The organism is Schumannella sp. GW821-FHT10F01, assembly GCF_058809295.1.
This window is the reverse complement of sequence record NZ_JBXASM010000004.1, coordinates 45,524-69,551: the sequence shown is the minus strand read 5'-3', so window position 1 is coordinate 69,551 and position 24,028 is coordinate 45,524. Positions and strand designations below refer to the sequence as shown.

24 protein-coding genes are annotated in these 24,028 nt (G+C 72.1%); 4 read left to right on the top strand and 20 right to left on the bottom strand.

Going from position 1 to position 24,028, the window contains the following annotated elements:
- Window positions 1–56 precede the first annotated feature (56 nt).
- The gene (locus AC1RSJ_RS06645) at window positions 57–434 is read left to right on the top strand and encodes a GNAT family N-acetyltransferase (RefSeq protein WP_493117556.1); all 378 of its coding nucleotides are present in this window, start codon (window positions 57–59) and stop codon (window positions 432–434) included.
- 32 nt (window positions 435–466) lie between these two features.
- Here the strand turns inward: AC1RSJ_RS06645 and AC1RSJ_RS06640 are convergent, their stop codons facing one another.
- The 6 genes from AC1RSJ_RS06640 to AC1RSJ_RS06615 all read right to left on the bottom strand — a co-directional run bounded on the left by AC1RSJ_RS06640 (window position 467) and on the right by AC1RSJ_RS06615 (window position 5,877).
- Window positions 467–895 (bottom strand): GNAT family N-acetyltransferase, encoded by a 429-nt coding sequence (locus AC1RSJ_RS06640; protein ID WP_493117555.1) that lies wholly within the window; start codon window positions 893–895, stop codon window positions 467–469.
- Window positions 895–1,317 (bottom strand): cytochrome c oxidase subunit 4, encoded by a 423-nt coding sequence (locus AC1RSJ_RS06635; RefSeq protein ID WP_493117554.1) that lies wholly within the window; start codon window positions 1,315–1,317, stop codon window positions 895–897. The genes AC1RSJ_RS06640 and AC1RSJ_RS06635 overlap by 1 nt, the downstream gene beginning before the upstream one ends.
- 3 nt (window positions 1,318–1,320) lie before the next feature.
- Window positions 1,321–3,063 carry an aa3-type cytochrome oxidase subunit I gene (gene ctaD, locus AC1RSJ_RS06630; protein WP_493117553.1) on the bottom strand — a complete coding sequence of 581 codons (1,743 nt, stop codon included), beginning with the start codon at window positions 3,061–3,063 and terminating at the stop codon, window positions 1,321–1,323.
- A complete protein-coding gene (ctaC, locus tag AC1RSJ_RS06625) occupies window positions 3,060–3,941 on the bottom strand; it encodes an aa3-type cytochrome oxidase subunit II (RefSeq protein ID WP_493117552.1) in 882 nt (293 codons plus the stop codon). The genes ctaD and ctaC overlap by 4 nt, the downstream gene beginning before the upstream one ends.
- Window positions 3,942–4,073: 132 nt before the next feature.
- The gene (locus AC1RSJ_RS06620; protein WP_493117551.1) at window positions 4,074–4,427 is read right to left on the bottom strand and encodes a HesB/IscA family protein; all 354 of its coding nucleotides are present in this window, start codon (window positions 4,425–4,427) and stop codon (window positions 4,074–4,076) included.
- Window positions 4,428–4,467: 40 nt separating this feature from the next.
- Window positions 4,468–5,877, bottom strand: a complete 1,410-nt coding sequence (locus AC1RSJ_RS06615) for a dipeptidase (RefSeq protein WP_493117550.1) — start codon at window positions 5,875–5,877, stop codon at window positions 4,468–4,470.
- A gap of 40 nt (window positions 5,878–5,917) precedes the next feature.
- On the opposite strand from AC1RSJ_RS06615, the gene AC1RSJ_RS06610 reads away from it, so the two are divergent.
- A complete protein-coding gene (locus AC1RSJ_RS06610; RefSeq protein WP_493117549.1) occupies window positions 5,918–6,484 on the top strand; it encodes a DUF3043 domain-containing protein in 567 nt (188 codons plus the stop codon).
- Between the two features lie 12 nt (window positions 6,485–6,496).
- Here AC1RSJ_RS06610 and AC1RSJ_RS06605 read toward each other — a convergent pair whose 3' ends face one another.
- From AC1RSJ_RS06605 to hisD, 3 genes are all read right to left on the bottom strand, one after another.
- Window positions 6,497–7,528: a quinone-dependent dihydroorotate dehydrogenase gene (locus AC1RSJ_RS06605; protein ID WP_493117548.1), complete on the bottom strand. Its 1,032-nt coding sequence runs from the start codon at window positions 7,526–7,528 to the stop codon at window positions 6,497–6,499.
- 44 nt (window positions 7,529–7,572) lie between these two features.
- Window positions 7,573–8,049 carry a transcriptional regulator NrdR gene (gene nrdR / locus AC1RSJ_RS06600; RefSeq protein WP_493117547.1) on the bottom strand — a complete coding sequence of 159 codons (477 nt, stop codon included), beginning with the start codon at window positions 8,047–8,049 and terminating at the stop codon, window positions 7,573–7,575.
- Between the two features lie 62 nt (window positions 8,050–8,111).
- A complete protein-coding gene (gene hisD / locus AC1RSJ_RS06595; protein ID WP_493117546.1) occupies window positions 8,112–9,416 on the bottom strand; it encodes a histidinol dehydrogenase in 1,305 nt (434 codons plus the stop codon).
- Window positions 9,417–9,472: 56 nt separating this feature from the next.
- Between hisD and AC1RSJ_RS06590 the strand changes: the two genes are divergently transcribed.
- On the top strand, window positions 9,473–9,991 hold the full coding sequence (locus tag AC1RSJ_RS06590; protein ID WP_493117545.1) for a flavin reductase family protein: 519 nt from the start codon (window positions 9,473–9,475) through the stop codon (window positions 9,989–9,991).
- Window positions 9,992–10,047: 56 nt separating this feature from the next.
- The gene (locus AC1RSJ_RS06585; RefSeq protein WP_493117544.1) at window positions 10,048–10,560 is read left to right on the top strand and encodes a hypothetical protein; all 513 of its coding nucleotides are present in this window, start codon (window positions 10,048–10,050) and stop codon (window positions 10,558–10,560) included.
- Between the two features lie 11 nt (window positions 10,561–10,571).
- Here AC1RSJ_RS06585 and dnaE read toward each other — a convergent pair whose 3' ends face one another.
- From dnaE to ftsW, 11 genes are all read right to left on the bottom strand, one after another.
- Window positions 10,572–14,042 carry a DNA polymerase III subunit alpha gene (dnaE, locus tag AC1RSJ_RS06580; RefSeq protein ID WP_493117716.1) on the bottom strand — a complete coding sequence of 1,157 codons (3,471 nt, stop codon included), beginning with the start codon at window positions 14,040–14,042 and terminating at the stop codon, window positions 10,572–10,574.
- A 98-nt stretch (window positions 14,043–14,140) separates the two neighbouring features.
- Window positions 14,141–15,064, bottom strand: coding sequence for an RluA family pseudouridine synthase (locus tag AC1RSJ_RS06575; RefSeq protein WP_493117543.1), 924 nt, complete (start codon window positions 15,062–15,064; stop codon window positions 14,141–14,143).
- A complete protein-coding gene (gene lspA / locus AC1RSJ_RS06570; RefSeq protein WP_493117542.1) occupies window positions 15,061–15,654 on the bottom strand; it encodes a signal peptidase II in 594 nt (197 codons plus the stop codon). The genes AC1RSJ_RS06575 and lspA overlap by 4 nt, the downstream gene beginning before the upstream one ends.
- 49 nt (window positions 15,655–15,703) lie before the next feature.
- Window positions 15,704–16,570, bottom strand: coding sequence for a DivIVA domain-containing protein (locus AC1RSJ_RS06565; protein WP_493117541.1), 867 nt, complete (start codon window positions 16,568–16,570; stop codon window positions 15,704–15,706).
- 146 nt (window positions 16,571–16,716) lie between these two features.
- Window positions 16,717–17,175, bottom strand: coding sequence for a cell division protein SepF (locus tag AC1RSJ_RS06560; RefSeq protein ID WP_493117540.1), 459 nt, complete (start codon window positions 17,173–17,175; stop codon window positions 16,717–16,719).
- 34 nt (window positions 17,176–17,209) lie between these two features.
- Complete coding sequence (locus AC1RSJ_RS06555; RefSeq protein WP_493117539.1) at window positions 17,210–17,941, bottom strand: YggS family pyridoxal phosphate enzyme; 732 nt, start codon at window positions 17,939–17,941, stop codon at window positions 17,210–17,212.
- Window positions 17,942–17,967: 26 nt separating this feature from the next.
- Window positions 17,968–19,131: a cell division protein FtsZ gene (gene ftsZ, locus AC1RSJ_RS06550; RefSeq protein WP_493117538.1), complete on the bottom strand. Its 1,164-nt coding sequence runs from the start codon at window positions 19,129–19,131 to the stop codon at window positions 17,968–17,970.
- A 166-nt stretch (window positions 19,132–19,297) separates the two neighbouring features.
- A complete protein-coding gene (locus AC1RSJ_RS06545) occupies window positions 19,298–20,320 on the bottom strand; it encodes a cell division protein FtsQ/DivIB (RefSeq protein WP_493117537.1) in 1,023 nt (340 codons plus the stop codon).
- A complete protein-coding gene (murC, locus tag AC1RSJ_RS06540; protein ID WP_493117536.1) occupies window positions 20,317–21,732 on the bottom strand; it encodes a UDP-N-acetylmuramate--L-alanine ligase in 1,416 nt (471 codons plus the stop codon). Before murC ends, AC1RSJ_RS06545 begins: the two co-directional genes overlap by 4 nt.
- A complete protein-coding gene (locus tag AC1RSJ_RS06535) occupies window positions 21,729–22,880 on the bottom strand; it encodes a UDP-N-acetylglucosamine--N-acetylmuramyl-(pentapeptide) pyrophosphoryl-undecaprenol N-acetylglucosamine transferase (RefSeq protein ID WP_493117535.1) in 1,152 nt (383 codons plus the stop codon). Before AC1RSJ_RS06535 ends, murC begins: the two co-directional genes overlap by 4 nt.
- Entirely contained in the window at window positions 22,877–24,022 is a 1,146-nt protein-coding gene (ftsW, locus tag AC1RSJ_RS06530) for a putative lipid II flippase FtsW (RefSeq protein WP_493117534.1), read from the bottom strand. The genes AC1RSJ_RS06535 and ftsW overlap by 4 nt, the downstream gene beginning before the upstream one ends.
- Window positions 24,023–24,028: the final 6 nt, after the last annotated feature.

Sequence of the window (24,028 nt, the reverse complement as noted above, 5' to 3'; positions counted from 1 at the left end):
CCCTGGCGGAGGTGCTCTGGCAGGTGACCGCGGAGCATCCCCAGCGGGAGCCCGTCATGACCCGCGACGAGTTCGAGCGCGCGCTGGCGAAATGGCTGGCCGGCGACGGCGCCCGGCACCTGACCTGGCTGGCGGAGCTCGACGGCGAGCCGGTCGGCATCCTGTGGCTGCTGCCGACTCCCCGCGTGCCGCGTCCGCACTCCCCCGGCCGCTGGACCGGCGACGTGCAGAGCTTCTGGATCCGCCCCGACCTGCGAGGCGGAGGACTCGGGCGGCGGATGCTCGACGCGATGCTCGCGGAAGCGGACTCGCTGGGCCTCGAGCGGGTCGTCGTGCACTCCTCGGAGGGCGCGGTGCCGCTCTACGAGCGCGCGGGCTTCGCATCCGGCCGCACGATCCTCAACCGCTACAGCACGCCGCCCGGCACGGCCTGAAGCCGACGGGCCTCAGGACGCCGCGGGAGGGCTCAGGAGGTCTCGAAGAAGCGCCGCATGTACTCGGCGTTCTCGTGGTAGCCGAGGCGGTCGTAGAAGCCGCCGGCGCGCCGGGCGGCCACGGTGAGCTGCGTGACGCCGCGGGCGACGCACTCCTCCTCGATGGCGCGGACGAGCCGCGTCCCCCAGTCGGAGCCGCGGGCCGCGTCCGAGACGACGATCTCCTGCAGCTGCGCCGCGGGCCCGTTCGTGGCCAGCAGCGGCACGACCGTCATGAGGGCGTAGCCGACGACGTGTCCGCCGTCCTCCGCGACCGTGAGCACGACGCTCGGGTGCGTGCCGTCGAGGTACTCCGCGATCGTGCGGTCGAACGCGGCGCGCTCCGGTGTCAGAGCGTGGCCGAGCTGCGTGACGAGCGCGAACAGCGCGTCCTCGTCTCCGGGGCGGGCGGCGCGGATCATCAGCGGGCGAAGTTGCCGCGGACGTACTCGAACTGCCAGCCGACCACGCCGATCAGCACGATCGGGGCGCCGATGATCGAGATCCAGACGCCCACGGCCAGGCCGAGGAACATCAGCGCGAGGCCGGAGGTGAGCACGAGCGGCCACCAGCTCCACGGGCTGAAGTGGCCCTGCTCGGCGTCGCCGTCGTCGATGGTCGCGTCGAGGCGGTCCTCCGGCAGGATGCCGCGCTGCGCCTTGCGGGCGAGGCGCAGGTAGAACTGCAGGAAGAACGACAGCACCGCCGACAGGCCGATGCCGACCGAGCCGACCCACTCGACGTGGGTGCCGTTGCTGTCGATGAGCGACCAGATCACGTAGGCCGCGTCGGCCAGGATGAAGAAGACCGCGAGCAGCGTGAACAGGTTGATGTTGACGCGCATGGACTACTTCACCTTCCCGTCGGCGAGGTCGACCGTCGGGGCGTCGGGGGCGTCCTTGGCCGGGCCGATGCCGACCGGGATGCCCGCCTCCGGGTGGTTGAGGTCGAACGCCGGCGACTCCGAGCGGATGCGCGGGATCGACGTGAAGTTGTGCCGCGGCGGCGGGCAGCTGGTCGCCCATTCGAGCGAGCGGCCGTAGCCCCACGGGTCGTTGACCGTGACCTTCTGGCCGCGTCGCGCGGTGATCCACACGTTCCAGAGGAACGGCAGCAGCGAGACGCCGAGGATCATGGCGCCGACCGTCGAGACCTCGTTCATCCAGGTGAAGTCGTCGCCGACGCGGTACTGCGCGTACCGGCGGGGCATGCCGAGCACGCCGAGCCAGTGCTGGATGAGGAACGTGGTGTGGAAGCCGATGAACAGCAGCCAGAAGTGGATCTTGCCCAGCCGCTCGTCGAGCATCTTGCCGGTCCACTTCGGCCACCAGAAGTAGAACCCGGCGAACATCGCGAAGACGACCGTGCCGAAAACCACGTAGTGGAAGTGCGCCACCACGAAGTAGGTGTCGGAGACGTGGAAGTCGAGCGGCGGCGACGCGAGGATGACGCCGGTCAGGCCGCCGAACGTGAACGTGATGAGGAAGCCGATCGACCAGAGCATCGGCGTCTCGAACGTCACCGAGCCGCGCCACATCGTGCCGATCCAGTTGAAGATCTTCACGCCGGTCGGCACCGCGATGAGCATCGTCATCAGGGCGAAGAACGGCAGCAGCACCGAGCCGGTCACGTACATGTGGTGCGCCCACACGGTGACGGAGAGGGCCGCGATCGCGATCGTCGCGTAGATCAGCGTCTTGTAGCCGAAGATCGGCTTGCGGCTGAAGACCGGGAAGATCTCCGACACGATGCCGAAGAACGGCAGCGCGATGATGTAGACCTCCGGGTGCCCGAAGAACCAGAACAGGTGCTGCCAGAGGATCGTGCCGCCGTTCGCGGGATCGAGCAGATGGGCCTCGAACACGCGGTCGGCGCCGAGCGCGAACAGGCCGGCGGCGAGCACCGGGAAGGCGAGCAGCACGAGGATCGAGGTCACCAGGATGTTCCAGGTGAAGATCGGCATCCGGAACATGGTCATGCCGGGCGCGCGCATCGTGATGATGGTCGTGATGAAGTTCACGGCACCGAGGATGGTGCCGAAGCCGGTCATCGCCAGGCCGAACACCCAGAGGTTGCCGCCGAGCCCTGGTGAGAAGGTCGTCGATGAGAGCGGCGCGTAGGCGAACCAGCCGAAGCTCGCGGCGCCCTGCGGGGTGAAGAACCCGCCGACCGCGATGAGCGAGCCGAAGAGGTAGAGCCAGTAGGCGAAGGCGTTGAGGCGCGGGAACGCGACGTCCGGCGCGCCGATCTGCAGCGGCATCGCGACGTTGGCGAAGCCGGAGAACAGCGGCGTCGCGAACATCAGCAGCATGATCGTGCCGTGCATCGTGAACAGCTGGTTGTACTGCTCGCGGTTCGCGACCACATCGAGCTGCGGCGTGAAGAGCTCGGCGCGGATGACCAGCGCCATGATGCCGCCGACCAGGAAGAACGCGAACGAGGTGATCAGGTACAGGTAGCCGATCGTCTTGTGGTCGGTGGTGGTGAGCCACTTGACGACCACGTTGCCCTTGCGCTCCTGGAGCGGCGGGGTGCCGACCGGCGTGCCGGACGGGTTGGACTGCGTCGGAGCCGCCGTCGTGGCGCTCATCCCTTGCCTCCCACGGTGGTGGTGCTCTCCCCGTTGCCGGGCAGGTTCGTGTTCGTGTTGTACTCGTCGCCGATCTTGCCGCTGTTGCCGGCGTCCTTCAGCTTCTGCATCTGGGCCTCGTACTCGTCGACGGAGACGACCTTGACCGTGAACAGCATGAGCGAGTGGTACTCGCCGCAGAGCTCGGCGCACTTGCCCTGGTACTCGCCCTCCTTGAGGGGGATGAAGTACTCGTGGTTCGTCTGGCCGGGGATCATGTCCTTCTTGTAGAGGAAGTCGATGACCCAGAAGTCGTGGATGACGTCGCGGGACTTGATGTCGATCTGGATCTTCTTGCCGACCGGCAGGTAGAGCGTCGGCAGCGACGCGTCGACGATGTTCTGGTCGGAGTCGGTCTGCGCCTGCACGCCCTGGTAGTACGTGTTCTGCGTGTCGTACTGGAAGTCCCAGGCCCAGCGCTTGCCGTAGACCGTGATGACCTCGTCGGGGTTCTTGAACGGCTTCTCGAGGGCCGCCTGGTCCTTCGCGGTGAAGGCGAAGAAGCCGATCACCAGGATGAACGGCACGATCGTGTAGAAGATCTCGATCGGCATGTTGTACCGGAGCTGCACCGGGAGGCCCGTCTGGCCCTTGCGGCGGCGGTAGACGACCGCGGCCCAGATGATCAGACCCCAGGTGATGATGCCGACCACGAGCAGCACGACCCAGGAGTTCACCCAGAGGGCGACCTGGTTGTCGGTGTGGTTGGTGATGCCCGGCTCCCCCGGCATCCATCCGCGGAGCTGCGCCTGGGTGCATCCGGCGAGGATGACGGCGACCGCGACTCCGAGCGGGAGTACGGCCCACCGGGCCAGGCGACTGCGGGACTTCGGACGCACAGGGGACCTCTCCGACGGGGTGCTGGAACGCCTCCGAGTCTATAACCCACGAGAGGCCCCGACCTCGCCGGTCGGAGCCTCTCGGAGTGTCAGCCGGCGGTGCCGGCGACGCGGGTCATCGCGTGACGCCGCTCAGTGGAACGAGTCGCCGCAGGCGCAGCTGCCCTGGGCGTTCGGGTTGTCGATCGAGAAGCCCTGGCTCTCGATGGTGTCCTGGAAGTCGATCACGGCGCCGTCGAGGTACGGGGCGCTCATGCGGTCGATGACGACGTCGACGCCGCCGAACTCGACCGCCGCGTCGCCGTCGAGCTCGCGCTCGTCGAAGAACAGCTTGTAGATGAGGCCCGAGCAGCCGCCCGGCTCGACCATGAGGCGCAGCTTCAGGTCGTCGCGGCCCTCCTGCGAGATGAGGGTGAACGCCTTCTCGGCGGCGGAGTCGGTCAGGGTGACCCCGTGCAGTGCGGGGGCGGCGATCGTGTCGGACATGCGGGAATCGTAACCCGGAATCCCGGATCCCCGCCGGAGATCAGGCTCGGGCGTCGAGGCGTGCCAGCAGCAGCGCCTCCGCGAGGATCGCGCGGTGCAGCGCGCCGAGGTCGAGCGACTCGTTCGGGCTGTGCGCCCGGGAGTCGGGGTCCTCGACGCCGGTGACGAGGATCTGCGCGTCCGGGAAGCGCTCCACGAGCGAGGCGATGAACGGGATCGAGCCGCCGACGCCCATCTGCACCGGGTCCTCGCCCCACGCCTCGCGCATCGTCTCCAGCGCGTCGGCGACGGCCCAGCCGCTCGTGTCGACGAGGAACGGCGAGCCGAGGTCCCGGTCGCTGATCTCCAGCTGCGCGCCGAACGGGGCGTGTGCCCGGAGGTGCTCCTCGAGCGCGGCGGCCGCGGCCTCCGCGTCCTGCCCCGGCGCGATCCGGGTGCTGACGCGGACGGTGACCGACGGGATCAGCGTGTTCGAGGCGTTGACGACCGTCGGCGCGTCGATCCCGGTGACCGTGATCGAGGGCTTGTCCCAGAGCCGGCTCAGGATCGTGCCGTCGCCGATCGGGCTCACGCCCGGCAGCAGGCCGGTCTCCGCGCGGAGCTGCGCCTCGTCGTAGGCGGGCGTGTCCGCCTCGCGGGAGGTGAGTCCGGCGACGGCGACCGAGCCGTCCTCCGCCCACAGCGTGTCGAGCAGGCGGATGGTCGCGAGCATCGCGTCGGGCACCGCTCCCCCGAACATGCCGGAGTGCGATGCGTGCTCGAGGGTGGAGACCTTGAGGCGGAAGGTGACGTTGCCGCGCAGGGCGACCGTCAGCGCCGGGATCGTCGTCGACCAGTTGCCGGAGTCGGCTACGACGATGACGTCGGCCGCGAGCGCCTCCTCGTGGTCGGCGAGGAAGCGGGCGAAGCTGCGGGAGCCGAACTCCTCCTCGCCCTCGAAGAACAGCACGATGCCGAGGTCGGGGTCGCCGTCGCGGGCGGCGGCGAGGGCGCGGATCGCGGCGAGGTGCGAGACCACGCCGGCCTTGTCGTCCGCCGCGCCGCGGCCGTAGAGCCGCTCCCCGCGCACGGTGGGCTCGAACGGCGCGGAGTCCCAGTCCTCGTCCTGGCCCGGGGGCTGCACGTCGTGGTGCGCGTAGAGCAGCACGGTCGGGCGTCCGTTGCGGGCGGCGCGGGTGGCCAGCACCGCCGGCTGGCCCTCCCTGCCGGCGCCCGGGATCTCCGCCCGCTCGATGGACACCCGCTCGAACAGCCCGGTCTCCTCGACGAGCGCCGCGATGGCCTCGGCGCTCGCCTGCACGTGCGCCGGATCGAAGCCGTCCCACGACACGGACGGGATGCGCACCAGTCGCGAGAGCTCCGCGATCGTCGACGGCAGCGCCGCGTGGACGGTCTCGGCGATGACCTCCGCCGAGGGGGTGGATCGGGGCTCGGAGGCGCTCGGAGACATGCGGGTAATCTTAGAAGCCCCGATAGAGCGAGGACCTCCCGTGGCCAGAAGCACCAGAAACGCCGGAGTCGAGCCGGACGCCCCCGAGGAGCCCATCCTCGGCAAGGGCAAGCCGACGCCGTCGCGCGCCGAGCGCGTCGCGGCGAACAAGCGCCCGCTCGTGCCGACGGACCGCCGGGCCGCCGCGAAGGACAGCCGTGCCCGTCAGGCCGCGGACCGGGACCGCGCCCGCATCGGCATGCAGAACGGCGAGGAGAAGTTCCTCCCCGTCCGCGACAAGGGCCCGCAGAAGCGCTTCGTGCGCGACTGGATGGACGCCCGCTGGTCGGTCGGCGAGGCCGTGCTGCCGCTCGCCGTGATCGTGCTCATCAGCACGGCGCTCCCGGTCGTCATCGGGCAGATCGTGCTCTACGCCGTCTGGGCCGTGTTCGCGATCGCGATCGTCGACTTCGCGATCACCGGCCACCGCCTCACGACGAAGCTCCGCTCGAAGTACGGCGCGAAGACCGAGCGCATCCGCTTCTACGCGGCGATGCGGGGCATCTACCCGCGCTTCATGCGCATGCCGAAGCCCCAGGTCAAGCGCGGGGCGTACCCGGAGCTCTGAGCCGGAGGCCGGTCAGCGCCGGCGGATCGCGCGCAGGCCGCGGTCGATCTGCCGCGCCCAGAGCGGACCGCGGTACAGGAACGCGGTGTAGCCCTGCACGAGCGTCGCGCCCGCCGCGAGCCGCTCGGCGACGTCCGCGGCCGTGTCGACGCCGCCGACGGAGATGATCACGACGTCGTCCGGCAGCTCCGCGCGGAGCAGGCGCAGCAGCTCGAGTGCGCGGGCGGCGAGCGGCGCGCCCGACAGCCCGCCGGCGCCGGCGGCCTCGACGACGCGGGCCGGCGTGCGGAGTCCGTCTCGCGAGAGGGTCGTGTTCGTGGCGACGATGCCGGGCAGGCCGAGCTCGACGACCAGGGCGGCGATGCGGCGGGCCTGCTCGTCGTCGACGTCCGGCGCGATCTTCACGAGCACCGGCGTCGTGCCCGCGGCGTCCCGCACGGCGGCGAGCAGCGGCCCGAGCCGGTCGAGCTCCTGCAGGCCGCGCAGGCCGGGCGTGTTCGGCGACGAGACGTTGACGACGAGGTAGTCGGCGACCGGGGCGAGCAGCCGGGTCGAGACGAGGTAGTCGTCGACGGCGTCCTCGACCTCGACGACCCGGCTCTTGCCGATGTTGACGCCGATCACGGGTCGGTTCCGACGTCGGGCGAGCCGCTCGAGCCGCGGGCGCACGGCCTCGGCGCCGGCGTTGTTGAACCCCATCCGGTTGATCACCGCGCGGTCGGCGAGCAGGCGGAACAGGCGCGGGCGCGGGTTGCCGGGCTGCGCGATCGCCGTGACCGTGCCGATCTCGATGTGGCCGAAGCCGAGCGCGCCCAGTCCGAGCACGCCGACCGCGTTCTTGTCGAAGCCGGCGGCGACCCCGAACGGCGACGGGAAGTCCAGCCCGAGGGCGAGGACGCGACCCGCGGCGGCCGGGCGCAGCGCGGAGCCGACGACCGAGCGGACGACGGGGAGGCCGGCGGCGCGGATCACGGCCATGCCGAGATGGTGCGCCTGCTCCGCGTCGAGGCGCCGGAGCACGAGGCGGAACAGGGTCCTGTACATGTCGACCCAGGCTAGCGGGCGGCGCGGTGGCCTCCGCGCCGCGCTCAGTCCGCGTCGCCCTCGGCGGTCGCGGCGGCGTGCTCGACGCGGAGCAGCGTGATCGCCGCCTCGAAGTCCTCGAGCGAGTCGAAGCCCTGGTAGACGCTCGCGAAGCGGAGGTAGGCCACCTCGTCGAGCTCGCGCAGCGGCGGCAGGATCGCCAGGCCGATGTCGTTCGCGTCGATCTGGCTCGCGCCGGTCGCGCGGATGATCTCCTCGACCCGCTGCGCGAGCATCGAGAGGTCCGCGTCGGTGACCGGGCGGCCCTGGCAGGCCTTCCGCACGCCGGCGACGACCTTCTCGCGGCTGAACGGCTCCACGACGCCGGAGCGCTTGATCACGCTGAGGCTGGCGGTCTCGATCGTGCTGAAGCGGCGACCGCACTCCGGGCACTGCCGGCGCCGGCGGATGCTCGTGCCGTCGTCGCTGGTGCGCGAGTCGACGACGCGGCTGTCGGGGTGACGGCAGAACGGGCAGAACATGGTGCGACCACGGTAGACGATCCGCCCGGGGATCTCCGGGACGCCGGCGAGCCGACCGGACCTCAGTCGAAGCGGCGGTCCACCGCGTCGCCGTGCGCGGGCAGCGCCTCGGCGTCCGACAGCGCCCGGATGTGCGGCGCGACCGCGGCGAGGGCGTCGCGGTCGTAGCGGACGACCTGCTGCGGCCGCAGGAACGTCGCGGCCGAGATGCCGGACGTGAACCGCGCGGTGCCGCCGGTCGGCAGGATGTGGTTCGAGCCGGCCAGGTAGTCGCCGAGGCTCACGGGCGAGTGCTCGCCGACGAAGATCGCGCCGGCGTTCGACACGGCCGCGAGCACGCGGTCCGGGTCGGCGGTCTGGATCTCGAGGTGCTCCGGGGCGTAGGCGTCGCTGAACGCGGCGGCCTGGGCCAGGTCGTCGACGAGCACGATCGCAGACTGCGGGCCGCCGAGCGCGACGCGCACCCGGTCGGCGGAGAACGTGCCGGCGACCTGGCGCTCGAGCTCCGTGCGCACGGCGTCGGCGAGCTCGGGCGAGTCGGTGACGAGCACCGCGCCCGCGGTCTCGTCGTGCTCCGCCTGGCTGATGAGGTCGGCGGCGACGACGGCCGGCCGCGCGGACGCGTCCGCGATCACGAGCACCTCGCTCGGCCCGGCCTCCGCGTCGATGCCGACGACGCCCTGCACGACGCGCTTCGCGGCGGCGACGAAGACGTTGCCGGGGCCCGTGACGAGGTCGACGGGATCGAGCCCGAGATCCGGCACGCCGTAGGCGAAGGCGCCGATCGCGCCCGCGCCGCCCATCGCGTAGACCTCGTCGACGCCGAGCAGGCCGACGGCGCCGAGGATCAGCGGGTTGATCGCTCCCCCGTGGTCGCGCTGCGGCGGCGACGCCAGGGCGATCTGCCGCACGCCGGCGACCTGCGCCGGCACGATGTTCATGACGACGCTCGACGGGTAGACGGCCTTGCCGCCCGGCACGTAGAGCCCGACCCGCTCGACGGGCTGCCAGCGCTGCGACACGACGGCGCCGGGGCCGACCTCGGTGGCCGCGGGCGGCGGCACCTGCGCGGCGCTGGCGAGCCGCTCCCGGCGGATGAGCTCTTCCAGCCCGGCGCGGACATCCGTCGCGAGGGCGGCGGCGGCCTCCGCGATGCGCGCCGGATCGACCCGGATGGCGGCCGGCCGGCCGCCGTCGAAGCGGTCGGCCTGCTCGAGCAGCGCCGACGACCCGTCGCGGCGCACCGCGGCGACGAGCTCGGCGGCCGTGCCGAGCACGGTCGCGACGTCCTGCTCGGCGCGCGTGATCAGTCCGGCGAGCTCCGCGCGTCCGAGACGGCGGCCGCGGAGGTCGAGCGAGGCGATCACCGCTCCAGCCTACGGCGATCGGACCCGGCGCCCGCGCCCGCCCGGTGCGAGGATGGATGCCCGTGAGCGATCCCACCGTCCCGGCCGTCGTCGACGACCTCAGCGCCTTCAAGCTCGCCTTCCGACGGCTCGCGGCCGGGGTCTCGGTGATCACGGCGCTCGAGCCGGACGGCACGCCGCGCGGCTTCACCGCGACCTCGCTGGCGTCCCTCGCCGCCGTGCCGCCGCTCGCCACGTTCAACATGGCCCGCGTCGCGTCGGCCTGGCCGGCGATCGAGGGCACCGACCACGTGATCGTGCACCTGCTCGGCTCCCGGAACGCCGCGGTCGCGCGCACGATGTCCGGTCCGCACGACGACCGGTTCGCCGGCGACCACTGGGCGCCGGGCCCGTTCGGCCTGCCGCTGCTCCGCGACGTGCCCGCCTGGATGCTGGGGCGCGTCGTCGCCCGGCACCCGGTCGCCGACGCGGCCGTGGTCGTCGTGCAGATCGAGGACGGCGGGCTCGGCACCGCCGACGAGGCGCTCGTCTACCACGAGCGCGGCTACCACCGTCCGCACCTGCTCGACATCTGAACCGGCTCCGCGCCGCTCCTCGGCACCGGCACGGGTGGTGGGTAGAGTCGGCGAGGATGGTGCACGACGGGACTCGGGCCGTCACGGATGCCCGCGAGGAGCTGCTCGACGCCGCGACGGCGTGGAGCGGCCGGGAACGTGCGCATGCACCCCTCGCCCTCCGGCCGCGCATCGACGCCGCGGCCGCCGCCCTGCTGCGCGCCGGAGTGCGCACCCCGCAGCTCGAGGCGCTCGAGGAGCTGCCCCTCGACGCGGCGCCGACGCGTTTCGAGCGCACCCTCGACGAGGCGCTGCACGAGCTCGGGATGTCGCGCCGACGGCCCCGCGAGGAGATCAGCCGCGTGCTGCTCCGCGCCGTGGCGCGCGACGTGCGCGACGGCGTGATCGGACCGCAGACGGCCGCGGCCTGGGCGGTCGCCGCGGGCGGGCCGTCCGATCCGGTGCTGGCCCCGCTCGCCGCGCTGTTCGAGGAGCTCGGCCGCGCGTCGCGCCGGCTCGGCCGCCGCGGGGACGCGGTCGCCGACGTCGAGCGCCGCGTCCGCGTCGAGCTCGACCGCGCCGCGTCGTAGCGCGCCGCGCCTCAGACGACGCAGTTCGGGCCGAGCAGGCCCTTCAGCTCGCCGTAGAGATCCGCGGTCACCCGCACCGGGAACGGGATCTCGAACATCCGCGCGTTGTCGCCGCGCACGAGCCGCAGGCGCACCTCGTTGTCGCCCGCGTGCCGGATGAGCACGTCGCCCAGCTGCGTGACGACGTCCGTCGTGGCGCGCTGCTCCGGCATCGAGATGACGAGCGGGCCGGAGCCGAGCGAGGTGCCGGTGTCGGGCACGCTGAGACTCACCGCGTGGAGGTTCATCCCGTCGTCGCGGATGCTGACGCGCCCGCGGACGGCGACGACGGAGTCCGCCGCCAGCGCCGGCGCGAACTCCTGATACGTCTTGCCCATGAACATGACCTGGATCTCGGCGCCGAAGTCCTCGACGCTGATGACCCCGTACTGGTTGCCGGAGTTGCGGGCCACGCGGTGCTGCACGCTCGTGACCAGGCCGGCGACGACGACGATGTCGCCGTCGGTGGCCGACTCGGAGGCGAGCAGGTCGGTGATGGAGGTCGACGCGAGCTTCGCCAGCTGCAGCTCGAGGCCGGCGAGCGGGTGGTCGCTGACGTAGAGGCCGAGCATGTCGCGCTCGAACGCGAGCTTCTCGCGCTTCGCCCACTCCGGGCGCACCGGCACCTGGTCCTCGGACTGCTCGAGGTCGTCGAACAGCGAGCCGAAGTCGAAGCCGACCTGGCCGTTGGCCTCCTCGCGCTTGCGCTTCACCTCCGTCTCGATCGCGCCCTCGTGGATCTCCAGCAGCGCGCGCCGAGTCGAGCCGAGGGAGTCGAACGCGCCCGCCTTGATGAGCGACTCGACCGTGCGCTTGTTCGCGACGGGGATCGGCACCTTGCGGAGGAAGTCGTGGAACGAGGTGAAGGCGCCCTTCTCCTCGCGGGCGGCGCGGATCAGCTCGACCACGTTGCTGCCGACGTTGCGCACGGCACCGAGGCCGAAGCGGATGTCCTGCCCGACCGCGGAGAAGAAGCCGATCGACTCGTTCACGTCGGGCGCGAGCACGGTGATGCCCATGCGACGGCACTCGTTGAGGTAGAGCGCGAGCTTGTCGCGGGCGTCGCCGACGCTCGTGAGCAGCGCCGCCATGTACTCCTGCGGGTAGTGCGCCTTGAGGTACGCCGTCCAGTAGGAGATGACACCGTACGCGGCCGAGTGGGCCTTGTTGAACGCGTAGTCGGAGAACGGGAGCAGGATCTCCCAGAGCTTGTCGACGGCCGCCTGCGAGTAGCCGTTCGCGTGCATGCCGGCCTGGAAGCCCTCGAACTGCTTGTCGAGCTCGGACTTCTTCTTCTTGCCCATCGCGCGGCGCAGGATGTCGGCCTGGCCGAGCGAGAAGCCCGCCACCCGCTGCGCGATGGCCATGACCTGCTCCTGGTAGATGATCAGGCCGTAGCTGGTCTCGAGGATGTCCGCGAGCGACTCGGCGAACTCCGGATGGATCGGCGTGATCGCCTGCGCGCCGTTCTTGCGCAGCGCGTAGTTCGTGTGCGAGTCGGCGCCCATCGGACCCGGGCGGTACAGCGCGATGACGGCGGAGATGTCCTCGAAGTTGTCCGGCTTCATGAGGCGCAGCAGCGAGCGCATCGGCCCGCCGTCGAGCTGGAACACGCCGAGCGTGTCGCCGCGCTGCAGCAGCTGGTATGCGCCCTCGTCCTCGAGCTCGAGGTGCTCCAGGTCGAGCTCGACCTCGCGGTTGGACCGGATGTTGTCGAGCGCGTCCGAGAGGATCGTGAGGTTGCGCAGCCCCAGGAAGTCCATCTTGATGAGGCCGAGCGACTCCGCGGCCGGGTAGTCGAACTGCGTGACGATCTGGCCGTCCTGCTCCCGCTTCATGATCGGGATGACCTGGTCGATCGGCTCCGACGACATGATCACGCCGGCGGCGTGGACGCCCCACTGGCGCTTCAGGCCCTCGAGGCCGAGCGCGGTGTCGAAGACCTGCTTCGCCTCCATGTCGGTCTCGATGATGGCGCGGAGCTCACTCGCCTCCTTGTACCGCTCGTGGCTCGAGTCGATGACGCCGGTGAGCGGGATGTCCTTGCCCATGACGGCCTGCGGCATCGCCTTGGTGAGCTTCTCGCCCATGCCGAACGGGAAGCCGAGCACGCGCGAGGAGTCCTTCAGCGCCTGCTTGGCCTTGATGGTGCCGTAGGTGACGATCTGCGCCACGCGGGCGTCGCCGTACTTCTCGGTGACGTAGCGGATGACCTCGCCGCGGCGCCGGTCGTCGAAGTCGACGTCGAAGTCGGGCATCGAGACGCGGTCCGGGTTGAGGAAGCGCTCGAAGATCAGGCCGTGCCGCAGCGGGTCGAGGTCGGTGATCCGCATGGCGTAGGCGGCCATCGAGCCGGCGCCGGAGCCGCGGCCCGGTCCGACGCGGATGCCGTTGTCCTTCGACCAGTTGATGAAGTCCGCGACCACGAGGAAGTACCCCGGGAAGCCCATCTGCGTGATGACGCCGATCTCGTAGTCGGCCTGCTTCTGCACCTCGTCGGGGATGCCGTCCGGGTAGCGGTACTCGAGCCCCGCCTGCACCTCCTTGACGAACCAGGTGCCCTCGGTCTCGCCCTCCGGCACCGGGTAGCGCGGCATGTAGTTCGCGCTCGTGTCGAAGGCGATGTCGGTGCGCTCGGCGATGAGCAGCGTGTTGTCGCAGGCCTCCGGGTGGTCGCGGAACAGCTCGCGCATCCGCTGCGGCGACTTGAGGTAGAACTCCTCGCCGTCGAACTTGAAGCGGTTCGGGTCGTCGAGCGTCGACCCGGACTGCACGCAGAGCAGCGCCGCGTGGGCGCCGGCGTCGTGCTGGTGCGTGTAGTGCAGGTCGTTGGTCGCCAGCAGCGGCATGTCGAGCTTCTTCGCCAGGGCGATGAGCTCGGTCATGGTGCGGCGCTCGATCGGGATGCCGTGGTCCATGATCTCGGCGAAGAAGTTCTCCTTGCCGAAGATGTCCTGGAACTCTGCGGCGGCCTTGTAGGCCTCGTCGACGAGCCCGAGACGGAGCTTCGTCTGCACCTCGCCGCCGACGCAGCCGGTGGTCGCGATGACGCCCTGCGAGTACCGCGACAGCAGGTCGCGGTCCATGCGCGGCTTGAAGTAGTAGCCCTCCTTCGACGCGTAGCTCGATGCGAGGAAGAGGTTGTGCATGCCCTGCGTGGACTCGGCCAGCAGCGTCATGTGCGTGTACGCGCCGGCGCCGCCGACGTCGTCCTGCGACTGGTCCTGCCGGCCCCAGCGCACCCGGGTCTTGTCGCCGCGCTCGGTGCCCGGCGTGATGTACGCCTCGGTGCCGATGATCGGCTTGATGCCGGCCGCGGTCGCCGCCTTCCAGAACTCGAACGCGCCGAACATGTTGCCGTGATCGGTCATCGCGATGGCCGGCATGCCCTGCTCGGCGGCCGAGGAGATCAGCTCGCCGACCCGGGCGGCGCCGTCCAGCATCGAGTACTCGGTGTGCACATGCAGGTGCACGAAGGAATCGCTCGACGACAAGTTCACCGCTCCGAAGGGCTCGAGGGAGAGCCCAGTCTAGGCGCGGGTCAGTCCGCCCGCAGGACGTCGAGGGCGTGTTGCAGGTCGTCCGGGTAGCCCGTGGTGAAGCGCACCTCGTCGCCGGTCCCCGGGTGCGCGAACGCGAGCTCCTTCGCGTGCAGCCACTGCCGCGCGAGGCCGAGACGGGCCGACAGCGTCGGGTCGGATCCGTAGAGCGGATCGCCGACGCAGGGGTGCCGCTGGGCGGCCATGTGCACGCGGATCTGGTGGGTCCGGCCGGTCTCCAGGTGCACCTCGAGCAGGCTCGCCGCGCGCATCGCCTCGAGGGTCTCGTAGTGCGTGACGCTCGGCTTGCCGTCGGCGGTGACCGCGAATCGCCAGGAGCTGCCGGGGTGCCGTCCGATCGGCGCGTCGATGGTGCCCGCGAGCGGATCCGGATGCCCCTGCACGACCGCGTGGTAGACCTTGTCGACGTCGCGGTCGTGGAACGCCCGCTTGAGCTCCGTGTAGGCCCGCTCGCTCTTCGCGACGACCATGAGCCCGCTCGTGCCGGCGTCGAGCCGGTGCACGATGCCCTGGCGCTCGGCGGCGCCCGAGGTGCTGATGCGGTAGCCGGCGCCGGCCAGCGCGCCGAGCACGGTCGGGCCGTCCCAGCCGGTCGTCGGATGCGCGGCCACGCCGACCGGCTTGTCGATCACGACGATGTCGTCGTCGTCGTGGACGATCTCGAAGCCCGGCACGAGCTGCGGCACGACGGTCGGCTCGCCGCGCGGCGTCCACTCGACCTCGAGCCAGGCGCCGGCGGACAGCCGGTCGGACTTGCCGAGCAGCGCGCCGTCCTGCCGCACGCCGCCCGCCTCGATCACCTCGACGGCGAAGGAGCGCGAGAAGCCGAGCAGCCGGGCCAGCGCCGCATCGGCGCGGTCGCCCGCGAGGCCGTCCGGCACCGGGAGCGAGCGGGACTCGCTCACTCCCCCGCGCTCCGGGTGCGGTCCGCGCCGTCGTCGCCGGCCGGACGCTCGTCGGTCGCGCGGGTCTCGACCGCGTCCGCTGCGGCGTCCTCGCCGTCCGCCGGCGTCGGCGCGGCGACGTGCCGGCTGCCGTCGAGGCGGACCCCGCGGAGCGTGAGCAGGATGAACAGGCCCATCGCGACGCAGACGGCGATGTCGGCGATGTTGAAGATCGCCGGGAAGTACTGCACCTGGATGAAGTCGACGACGTGGCCGCGGCCGACGCCGGGCGGCCGGATCATCCGGTCCGTCACGTTGCCGAGCGCGCCGCCGAGCACGACGCCGAAGACGACGGCCCACGAGTACGAGCGGATGCGGCGCGCGAACCAGACGATGAACACGACGACGCCGAGGGCGATGAGCGAGAGCACCCAGGTGGAGCCGCTCAGCGCGGAGAAGGCCGCGCCCGAGTTGGTGACGTAGCGGAACTGGAGCAGCTCGCCGATCACGGGGTACGCGACGCCGGGCCGCAGCCCGGCGACGACCGCGGCCTTGACGCCCTGGTCGAGGGCGAGCACGGCGATCGCGAGGCCGAAGAGCAGGACGAGCACGCGCGCGCGGACCCGGACCCCGACGGGGCCCGGGTCCGCGACGGACGCGTCAGGCGTTTCCGGCAAAGCCGCTGGCGTCGGCGCGCTGCGGCGCCGCTCCCGGCGCGGCGGCGGCCGCGAACGGGGTCGGCGACGACGAGGGCGCCGACGTCGTGGGCACCTCGCCGGTCGGCGACGAGGGGGCGACGGTGTCACCCGACGAGTTCAGCTCCGACAGCTGGCCCTCGATGTAGCTCTTGAGCTTCGCGCGGTACTCGGTCTCGAAGCCGCGGAGCTGCTCGATCGACCCCTCGAGCCTCGACTTCTGCTCCTCGAGCGAGCCGAGGACCGTCGTCTTCTGCTCCTCCAGCGCAGCGAGCTGCGCGGTGGACTGCTCCTGGGCGTCCGACACGAGCTTGGCGGCGGTGGAGTGGCCCTCGGCGATGAGGGCGTCGCGCTTCTCCATGCCCTCCTGCACGTGCTGGTCGTGCAGACGGCGCGCCAGCTTGAGCAGGTCGTTCGTCGAGGTGGTCTCGTCGGCCTCGGAACCACCGGCGACGGGCGCCGGCACGGCGGCGACGGGCTCCGGCTCGACGACCGGGACGGGCTCGGCGACCGGCTCCGGCTCCGCGACCGGCTCGGCCACGGCCTCCGCCTGCGCGGCGGGGACGGGCTCGGGCTCGACGGCCGGGATCGGGGCGGGCACGGCCGACGGGGCCGCGGCCTCGGCGGACGAGCCGCCGCTGCGCTGCAGCTCGTTGATGCGGGCCTCGCTCGCGATGAGGCGCTGCTTCAGCTCGTCGTTCTCGGCGTTGAGACGGCGCAGCTCCACGACGACCTCGTCCAGGAAGTCGTCGACCTCGTCCTGGTCGTAGCCCTCGCGGAACTTGGTCGAGTTGAAGCGCTTGCTGACGACGTCTTCGGGTGTCAGGGGCATGACCGGGACCTTCTCACTTCTCTCGGTGTCCAGCGGGGATCGGTGCTGGCAACGTCAGAGGCTCCCGCGACCGGGCGCCACGCAGACCAGGATACCGACGACGCGCTGGACGGCCGCGGAACGGCTCAGGACTCGTCGGATCCGGGCTACTGGGCGAAGAACGCGGCTTCGACCTCGGAGTCCGCCTCGCCCTGGTCGCCGCTGACGGCGACGTGCTGCGGGGAGAGCAGGAACACCTTGTTCGTGACGCGCTCGATCTTGCCGTAGAGGCCCTGCGAGAGCCCCGACGCGAAGTCGATGAGCCGGCGGGCGTCGCCCTCGCTCATCTGGCTCAGGTTGATGATGACCGGGATGCCCTCGCGGAAGCTCTCGGCGATCGTGCGGGCGTCGCGGTACTGACGCGGGTGGACGGTGAGGATCTCGTTCATCTCAGCGGGGGCCTGCGTTCGGACGGGCACGGGGCGGCGGAGCGGGGTCACAGGAGCACGCTGGGCCTGCTGAGCCGGCGCCGCGGCCTCCTCAGCAGGAGCCTCGACCGGCTGCTCGTCGTAGTCCTCGTCGGCCAGGCCGAGATAGACCATGGTCTTGCGCAGCGGGTTCGCCATCTGTTCCTCCGATATCCCGGTGATCGCCGCCAGATTAACCGCGTTCGGGTCGGATTCCCGTGATTGCCGTCCCGATGCGGAGGTGTGTCGCGCCTTCGAGCACCGCCTCGCGGAAGTCCTGTGACATCCCGGCGGAGATCGCATCGGCCCCGGGGGCGACCCCGCGCACCCGCTCGGAGACGGCGCGGAGGCGCGCGAACGCGGGGCGCGGCTCCTCGCCGAGCGGCGCCACGGCCATCACGCCGAGGAGGCGCAGGCCGGGGGCGGCGGCGATGCGCTCGGCGAGCCGCTCGGCGTCGTCCGGCGCGGCGCCGCCGCGTCCGGGCCCGCCGGCGGCATCGGCGCCGAGGTCGATCTGCAGGAACGCGTCGATGCGTCCCTCCTCACCCGGCTCCGCGAGGGCGTCGACGACCGAGTCGCGGTCGAGGGAGTGCAGCACGTGCGCGTAGCGGCGCACGGGCCGGGCCTTCCTGCTCTGCAGCTGCCCGACGAAGTGCCAGACCACGTCGAGGTCGGCCAGCTCGTCGGCCTTCGCTGACGCCTCCTGGTGACGGCTCTCCCCCGCGTCGCGGACGCCGAGGGCGCGCAGGTCGCGCACGAGCCGCGCCGGATGGAACTTCGTGACGACGATGCGGGTCAGCTCCGCGGGGTCGCGTCCGGCCTCCCGCGCGGCGTCCGCGATCCGGGCATCCGTCGTCGCGAGACGCTCGGCGAGGCCGGGATCGGGGTCGGGGCGCGGCGGATCCGGTCGCCCGCTGTCCGGCACGTGCCGCTCCCGTCCCGCGTCCTCGGTCAGCGCAGGAAGTCCGGCACGTCCAGGTCGTCGTCGTCGTCCGAGAACTGCGGGTCCGGCGCCGGGGCGCTCGGCTCGGGCGCGCGGGTCCAGGCCGGCGCGGCCTCGGCCGGGTTCGGCGGCGCGGCGCTCGCGAGGGCCGCGCTCGTGGCGGGCTCGTCGGCCGTGGCGACGCCCGCGTCGATCGAGATCGGGCCGACGGCCTTCTGCGTCGGCTCGCCGCCGTCGAATCCGGCGGCGATCACGGTCACGCGCACCTCGTCGCCGAGCGTGTCGTCGATGACGGCGCCGAAGATGATGTTCGCCTCGGGGTGCACCGCCTCCTGCACGAGCCGCGCGGCGTCGTTGATCTCGAAGATGCCGAGGTTCGAGCCGCCCTGGATCGAGAGCAGCACGCCGTGCGCGCCGTCGATCGACGCCTCGAGCAGCGGGCTCGCGACGGCGAGCTCGGCGGCCTTGATCGCGCGGTCGGCGCCGCGGCTCGCGCCGATGCCCATGAGCGCGGAGCCGGCGCCCTGCATGACGCTCTTCACGTCGGCGAAGTCGAGGTTGATGAGGCCGGGGGTCGTGATGAGGTCGGTGATGCCCTGCACACCGGCGAGGAGCACCTGGTCGGCGGTGCTGAACGCCTCGAGCATGCTGATGCCTCGGTCGCTGATCTCGAGCAGCCGGTCGTTCGGCACCACGATGAGCGTGTCGACCTCGTCCTTGAGGGAGGCGACGCCCTGCTCGGCCTGCTGCTGGCGGCGCTTGCCCTCGAAGCCGAACGGCTTCGTGACGACGCCGATGGTGAGGGCGCCGATGGACTTCGCGATGCGGGCCACGACGGGGGCGCCGCCGGTGCCGGTGCCGCCGCCCTCGCCCGCGGTGACGAAGACCATGTCGGCGCCGGCCAGCGCCTCCTCGATCTCCTCCGCGTGGTCCTCGGCAGCGCGCCGGCCGACCTCCGGGTCCGCGCCGGCGCCGAGGCCGCGGGTGAGCTCGCGGCCGACGTCGAGCTTGACGTCCGCATCGCTCATGAGCAGCGCCTGGGCGTCGGTGTTGATCGCGATGAACTCGACGCCGCGGAGGCCGAGCTCGATCATGCGGTTGACGGCGTTGACGCCGCCGCCGCCGATGCCGACGACCTTGATCACGGCGAGGTAGTTCTGGTTGGAAGTCACGTCCGGCCCCTTCGAGTAAACCCTCAACCTCAACTAGAAGGTGAAGTTTTGCTCACGATTTGAGATGCTGGGTTCACGGTAGGTGCCGCTCCCCCGCGCGCGCCCCAGGCGCGGCGCGTGTCGCGGGGAATCTGTGCCCCATCTCGTCGAAGGCGGGGGCGGACCGTCAGCCGGCGAGGAAGATCGCGGTGCTCGAGGAGGTGACCGTGAAGGTGCCGGACGAGCCCGCCCGGTACTCCGGCATCGCGGCGAGCGTGCGCGCCTTCGCCGCGGAGTCGTCCGCCGTGCCCCACACGACGGTCTGCGTGCCGCCCCGCAGCACGAAGCGCACGTCGTCCGGCGTCGTGGCGGAGATCGTGTCCACGCGAGCCAGCAGGTCGGGGGGCAGCGCGAGCAGCACCTCCGACATGGCCGCGAACGCGGGCGCGTCGACACCCTTGCCGGCCGGCAGCTGGATCAGCGGCACGCCGTCCGGCCGCCCCTGGCTCTCGGCGACCGGCACCCCCGCCGGGTCGACGAGTTGGAAGCCGCCGTCCGACTCGAGCACGCCGACCGGGGTGCGCTCGACGACGTGGATGACGAGGGTGTCGGGCGGCACGATCTCGGTCGAGTAGCTGCGGATGAGCGAGAACGGCCGCAGCTCGCGCGTGATGCGGTCGCGGTCGAGCAGCGCGAGCGGGGTGCCGAGCTGGCCGTCGACGGCCTGCTCGAGCTGCGTCGCGTCGAGCCGCGAGGCGCCGTCGATCTGGATATGGCGCAGCGCGAGCAGCGGCGAGAAGACGGCGGCGGCCAGGATGCCGACGAGCGCGAGCAGCACGAGCCCGGACGAGATCCAGGCGGCGCGACGGCGGCGGGCGCCGCGCGTGAAGCGGCGCACCTCCCGCTGCTCCTCGCGCCGGCGGGCCCGCTGCGCGGCCTTGAGCAGGGCGGCGGCCTCCTTCTCCGGCGAGCGGGTGCGAGGCGGACGCGGACTGCGGGCCGGGCGGGAGGACGGTCGTGGCTCCTCCGGCGGAGAAGAGGGCGTCGACGGCCGCGTCGCGGTGGTCGTCGACGCTCCGGTCGTCGCCGTCGACGGGGCACCCGTCGACGCGGCGCTCGTCGACGATCCGCGCCGGGCGGGTCGTCCCGTCGGCCGCTCGGCGGGACGCGCCGGCTCGGCCGGCCGGTCGAAGCCCTCCGGCCGCTTCATCGCGCGGCGGCTCCCGAGCCGGGCGCGTCGAGGGCGCCGAGGAGCTGCGGGATGATCCGGTACACGTCGCCGCAGCTCAGCGTCATGACGAGGTCGCCGGGGCGCGCGACGTGGCCGACGTGCTCCGCGGCCTCCTGCCAGTCCGGGAGGTACGCGACCCGCGTCGGGTCGGCGAAGCGCTCGGAGACGAGCGCGCCGGTGACGCCGGGGATCGGGTCCTCGCGGGCGCCGAACACGTCGAGCACGACCGTGTGGTCGGCGAGCCGCTCGTAGACCTCGGCGAAGTCGCCGGCCATGAGCTGCGTGCGGCTGTAGAGGTGCGGCTGGTGCACCGCGATGACGCGTCCCTCCCCGACGACGGAGCGCGCGGTGCGCAGCGCGACCTCGACCTCGGTCGGGTGGTGCGCGTAGTCGTCGAACACGCGGACGCCGTGCACCTCGCCGTGCAGCTCGAAGCGGCGGCCCGCGCCCGCGTACAGCTCGAGGCCGGCGAGCACGGCTGCCGGCTCGAATCCCATGCCGACGAGCACCGTGAACGCGCCGGTCGCGTTGACCGCGTTGTGAGCGCCCGGCACCGCGAGCCTCGCCGCGTACTCGGTGCCGGCGTAGGCGATCCGGAAGCCGACGGCGGCGCCCTCCTCGATCGCGAGGATGCGCACATCGGCCGTGTCGCTGCGGCCGAAGGTGAGCACGCGCTTGCCCTCGAGCCGCGCGGTCACGGCCACCGCCCCGGGGTCGTCGGCCGAGGCCACCACGAGCTCGCGGGCGGCCTGCGTGAAGTCGACGAACGCCTGCTCGAACGCCGCGGTCGAGCCGTAGTGGTCGAGATGGTCGGCGTCGACGTTCGTGATGAGCGCGATGGCCGTGTCGTAGAGCAGGAACGAGCCGTCCGACTCGTCGGCCTCGATGACCCACTCGGCGCCGGTGCCGAACGCCGCGCTCGTGCCGTAGCCCTGGATGACGCCGCCGTTGACGAAGCTCGGATCGGCGCCGAGCTCGCGCAGGGCGGTCACGATCATGCCGGTCGAGGTGGTCTTGCCGTGCGCGCCGGCGACGGACACGATCCGCTGCCCACGCGAGAGCCAGTGCAGCGCGTTGGCACGGTGCAGCACCGGGAGCCCCCGGTCGAGCGCGGCGCGGTACTCGGGGTTGTCCTGCCATAGCGCGCCGGTGACGACGACGACCTCGGCGTCCGCCGGGAGGTTCGCCGCGTCGTGGCCGATCGCGACCTCGGCGCCGAGCTCGCGCAGGGTGCGGACGGCATCGCTCTCGCGCGCGTCCGACCCGGTCACGCGGTGGCCGGCGGCGAGGAACAGCCGGGCGATGCCGCTCATGCCGGAGCCGCCGATGCCGACGAAGTGGGCGGCGCCGATGGTCTCCGGCAGCTCGAGGTCGAGGTCCGGGGCGATCACGTGTCCGACCCTACGTCGGCGGCGCGCCCGCCGCCGTCGGGCGCGGTCCCGCCCCGCGTCGCGGCGGCCTGCACCGCGCCGTCGCGGGCGGCGTGCACGAGGTCGACCATCCGGTCGGCGGCGTCGCGCACGCCGAGGGCGCCCGAGCGGACGGCCATGTCGGCGATGCGCGCGCGGTCCGCGAGCAGCCCGACGAGCTCCGTCTCGACCCAGTCGGGGGTGAACGCAGCATCGGTGACGAGCACGGCTCCCCCGGCCTCGACGAGGTCGCGCGCGTTGAAGGCCTGCTCGCCGTTGCCGGCCGCGTACGGCACGAGCACCGCCGGCAGTCCGAGCGCGGTCAGCTCGGCGACGGTGCCGGCCCCGGCCCGCGAGACGACGAGGTCGGCGGCGGCCATGACGAGGTCCATCCGGTCCGCGTACTCGTGGATCGAGTAGCCGGCGAGGCCGGGATCGGCCACCGGCGTGCGGGAGCCGGTGAGGTGCACGACCTGCCAGCCGGCGCCGAGCACGGTGGCGATGCTCTGCGACACGGTCTCGTTGAGGCGCTTCGCGCCGGTCGAGCCGCCGGTGACGAGCAGCACCGGGCGCAGCGGGTCGAGGCCGAGCATCCGCTGGCCCTCCGCACGTGCAGCGGGCAGGTCGATGCGCTCGAGCTCGCGGCGCAGCGGCAGCCCGATGAGCGTGCGGTGCGGTAGCGGCGTCGAGCGGAAGGTCACGCCGACGTGCGTCGTGAGGCGGGCGCCGAGGCGATTGCCGATGCCCGGCTTCGCGTTCTGCTCGTGCAGCGCCAGCGGCACCGACTCCGCGCGCGCGGCGAGGTAGGCGGGGGCGGCCGCGTAGCCGCCGAAGCCCACGACCACGTCGACGTGCCGGTCGCGGAGGATGGCGCGGACCCGGTCGACGGAGGCCTTCAGCGCGCCCGGGAAGCGCAGCGCGGCGGCGTCGGGACGACGCGGGAACGGCAGCCGCGGGATCGTGAGCAGCTCGTAGCCGCGCTCCGGCACGAGCCGCGCCTCGAGGCCCTCGGCCGTGCCGAGCACGAGCACCTCGGCGCCGGGCTCGCGCTCGCGCAGCCGGTCGGCCGTGGCCAGGAGCGGGTTGACGTGGCCGGCGGTGCCCCCGCCGGCGAACAGGTAGACGGTCACCGGGCCGTGGCCCCTCTCGGCAGCGGCTCCGGTCGCCGTCGTGCGAACGAGAGCACGATGCCGATCGCGCCGAGCGTCGTGATGAGCGCCGTGCCGCCCTTGGAGATGAGCGGCAGCGGCACGCCGAGCACCGGGAGCAGGCCGAGCACGACCGCGATGTTGACGAAGGCCTGCGCGATGATCCAGACCATCACGCCGGCGGTGACGAGCATCGGGAAGCGGTCGCGCTGCATCCGGATGATGCGGATGAACGAGAACGCGAGCAGCGCGAACAGCAGCACCACGAGCACGGCGCCGACCAGCCCGAGCTCCTCCCCGATGATCGAGAAGATGAAGTCGTTGTCGGCCTCGGGGATCCAGTTCCACTTGCCGCGCGAGTTGCCGAGTCCGACGCCGAAGACCCCGCCGTCGGCCAGCGCCCACCAGCCGTGCAGCGTCTGGTAGCACTGCAGCGCCGCCCAGCGCGGGCTCTGGCAGCCGTCGAGCCAGGCCTGGATGCGGTTCTGCCGGTTCTCGCTCGTCATCGAGAAGAGCACGGCGAAGCCGACGCTGACCACGAGCGAGGCGAGCAGCAGCCGCAGGCGCGCGCCGGCGAAGAACAGCGCGCCGAGCACGATCGCGAACATGATCGTGGCCGTGCCGAGGTCCTTGCCGAGCAGCACGAAGCCGATCGCGACGGCGATGACCGGGCCGATCGGCAGCAGCATCTGGCGCCAGGTGGCGATCGGCGTGGCCTTCTTCGCGAGCACGCTGCCGAGCCACACGACGAGCGCGAGCTTGACGAGCTCCGACGGCTGGGCCGTGAACCCGCCGATCTTGAGCCAGTTCTGATTGCCGCCGTAGTCGTAGCTCAGGCCCGGCACGAACACGAGCAGCTGGAGGCCGACGCCGATCGCGACGAAGTGCCACGACCACTTCTGCCAGAAGCGCTGCGGCACGCGCGCGAACAGCAGCATCACCGGGATGCCGATGAGCGCGAAGCTGCCCTGGCTCAGGAAGCGGCTGAAGAAGTTGCCGCCGTCGCGGCCGGCCTCGACCGACGACGACGAGAGCACCATGACGAGCCCGAAGACGACCATGAACAGCGTCGTGCCGAGCAGCAGGAAGTACTCCGGCGTCTCCGCGGCGAACAGCTTCCGCACGGCGAC